Origin of the sequence: Proteus sp. PR00208 (assembly GCF_016238545.1) — a bacterium.
Classification (GTDB): domain Bacteria; phylum Pseudomonadota; class Gammaproteobacteria; order Enterobacterales; family Enterobacteriaceae; genus Proteus.
Genome location: NZ_JAEHQE010000042.1, coordinates 1 through 3,096, shown reverse-complemented (window position 1 = coordinate 3,096; position 3,096 = coordinate 1). Strand labels below are relative to the sequence as shown.

The following is a 3,096-nucleotide window of genomic DNA, read 5'->3' as shown; positions in this document are numbered from 1 at the left end:
TTTTGACAAATCACCGCAATCTCATTGGCAACCGCTAATGTATCGTGACCGGGCACGCCAATAATGCGAGGCTTAATACCGTGTTGGGCTTGAGAGGCTAACAGCGCTTGTAATCCTGTTTTTAGCCCTTCTTCGGTAGTGCCACCAATAATATTGGTGGTGGTTTCTGCTTCACTTTCACCTTGCTCTACACGCACCACAATGGTGATGGGTTTAGCTTGATCAGAAATGGCTTTTAAGGTGCTGGCTAAGGTGCCGGTTTTCCCTGCTTTACCGATAGCCTGTGATACATCGGTCAGTAAAACGGGTTTATTTAGTGGAAAGGTCTTTTCGTCCGCATCATCAGCGGTGCAAACCACGCCAACAATAGCGGTACTGATAGTGCGAATGGGGCGGGTGCCTTCGTTAATTTCAATAACGCGCACACCGTGATGATAATCTTGTGCCATGCTCACGGACTCCTATAACTGTGTCCGTGTAGCATGAAAAATTAGCGGTTAAATTGCACGAAAGCGGGATTGTTTGAGGGGTGATACAAGGGTTACTCTGGCTTTTGTGGAAATTCAATATCAGGGGCTAGTTCTGGGTTTACATCACCAAGTTTAACGGTATAAATTTCCCACTCAGTCAACAACACTTTATCTTCATCCGTCGCCAATTCTAACCGAACTTTACGTTCTAGTTGAACAATGCGAGCTTCCGCCTCTATCGACAACGTTTCTTTTTGCTTTGTTGCCAAATTAATTTGCGATTTTTTAATAGCTTGTTCATCTGCAACCCAATTTTTACCATTCCATAAATCAAATTCACTATCGGGTTTTAACAGTGTTAGCGTTTCAGGTAACGAACCAATGAAATCAATCATAATGGGTTGTTTTGTTTTCGTATTATAAGCAACTAAATCACGATAATCGTCAACAATCTCCCACGAAGTACCATCTTTTGTGCGCCGAACAGCTTGATTTTCTTTATTGGGTAATAACGGTTCATCTAAATAAGCACCTGCTGACAACGAAACATCAAACATAACATTTTCCATTGTGGCACCCATATATTCATTCGTGATTGGGTGAGCCAAATAACATTTAACCCATCCTGCAACATCAGCTAAACCATTACTACCTATCTTTCCATTTTGGATATCTAAATTATATTTACTCATTATGCTGCTCTCACTATGTATAAAAATGCAATGTTACGCATACGGGTTTCGTTGCCGTTAGCGCCTTCTTTTTGCTGGTAAATTTCATTTTGACCTTGATTATTCGTACCAACAGAGCCGAATCTTAATTTAAGCTCAAATCCGCCCTCTGGAGAATCATTAACACCACGGGCACTTAATAAACTATTCCCCATTTGCTCCGATAAGATTTGACGCCCTAGATCAATACCGCGCCCAGCATCTAATCCACGAATAACATTACCCCGCAAATCAGGTAATCGTCCCGATGGGTAGGCGATAGCTAATTTCGGATATGTTGTTTTATTAAATGTCTGCCCCTGACAAATTAGATAACCGGTAGGTGCAGTGGATAATGACCAAGGGATAAGAGAACCAACTGGGATATTATTAGAGTCCTCAATATCATTTAATAGTGCAATAGTTCCTGTTTTTACTGGCAACCTTAAATGATACCAACCTTCTTCTGCAGTATTTCTCGCTTTAATTAATGGTAAGCCACTAGTTGCATCTAACGATACACCCGCCTTATTAGGTATTACTGATGCAATGGATAGAGTTGATTCTATTGAACCACTAAAATATTGAGTATTTTGAGATGACTTGTCAGCATAATTACCTTTTTGTTGATACCTATCATCAGATGATGATTTAGAATAAATATCATTTTTTAATGGGTATCTACTATCTGATTGACTAGTTGTGTAACTGTCACCGATCATGGCTAACGTGCCATTTTTTGCGGGTAGTGCTATCTCATAATTGTTATCACCTATTTTAGTTTTAAATAAAACAACGGTATTACTAACAATTAAATCAACAGAGTTATCCCTGAACGTTACTGAAACATCACCAACTACACCAACCCCAGAAAGAAATAACTGCTTATTTTTTGATGTTTTATCTGCATATTTATTATCAGATTGAGCTGTTGTGTAACTATCACCATTTAATGCAATTGTTCCACCATTCTCCGGAAAACGATAATCGACATACTTTCCATTTAGTGTTTTTCGTATAGATGGACTTGAATTATTGTATGACAGTAATTGTAGCTTACTGCTTTCATCTTGAGATGTAGATCCAATTACTTCACGAGACATAACAGGAGACATAAATAACTGCCACAAACTTGATGATTTATCTGCATAGTTACCGGATGTTTGTTTTTTACCTAACTCTTTTGTTACTAAATCAAGGCTAGGCACCTTATTTACATCATTGCCTAACTGTTGATATATATTTGATTTGTCTATTTTTTTATTGAGTTCCACACTCAATTCTGTATTTGTTGGGTAGCTCCCTTTAGGTTGAAATAAGTCGGTCACTCCCTTTTGACTAATAACTTTTTCTTTTGATGCCCCTTTTTCATGTACAACATTACTATTATCAAATTTCTTTTTGACTTCTTCTGTTGTTGCATACTCTTTTTTAACAGTATCTAAAATAGATTTTGATGCTGTTTCAATGGCGTCATTGACAAATTCACGAGTCGCCAATATCACCGAGGGGTCAACCTTTAACTCAACGGATTCGGTATGACTAACGGTTAATATCATGCGGATAGTCTGTGTTCGTCCGCTTCCCTCTTGTAATTGTGGCTTATAGGTTTCGGGGCAATTACCTACGGCAATTAAACTGCCTTCATCATCAAACAAACCAATCTCACGTATCCAGTAACCGCCCTCGTTTTCAGGGATCACTTGTTCAGCAATAATCTGACTGTCGTTTTTCGGATCAACAAATAAGGTATTTAATCCCGCGCGTCGTTTCTCACCGACAAGTTTAGTTTGTTGTGTATCGGGTGTTGGTAACGTTCCACCACCGTCACCCACAGCCATTTGGGTGATTTTTAAGGTGGTGCCTAGTGCGGTGGCTTTCGCCAATTTATTGGCACCAATCACCGTTAATAAGGC

2 protein-coding genes and 1 pseudogene are annotated in these 3,096 nt (G+C 39.2%); all 3 read right to left on the bottom strand.

Annotated elements, in window-relative coordinates:
- Positions 1–449: pseudogene (locus JEP36_RS17495) on the bottom strand (phage tail protein); the annotation flags it as partial.
- Between the two features lie 92 nt (positions 450–541).
- A complete protein-coding gene (locus tag JEP36_RS17490) occupies positions 542–1,162 on the bottom strand; it encodes a tail fiber assembly protein (protein ID WP_198630549.1) in 621 nt (206 codons plus the stop codon).
- The coding region (locus JEP36_RS17485) for a phage tail-collar fiber domain-containing protein (RefSeq protein ID WP_198630548.1) at positions 1,162–3,096 on the bottom strand (1,935 nt) is incomplete at its 5' end. The genes JEP36_RS17485 and JEP36_RS17490, both read right to left, overlap by 1 nt.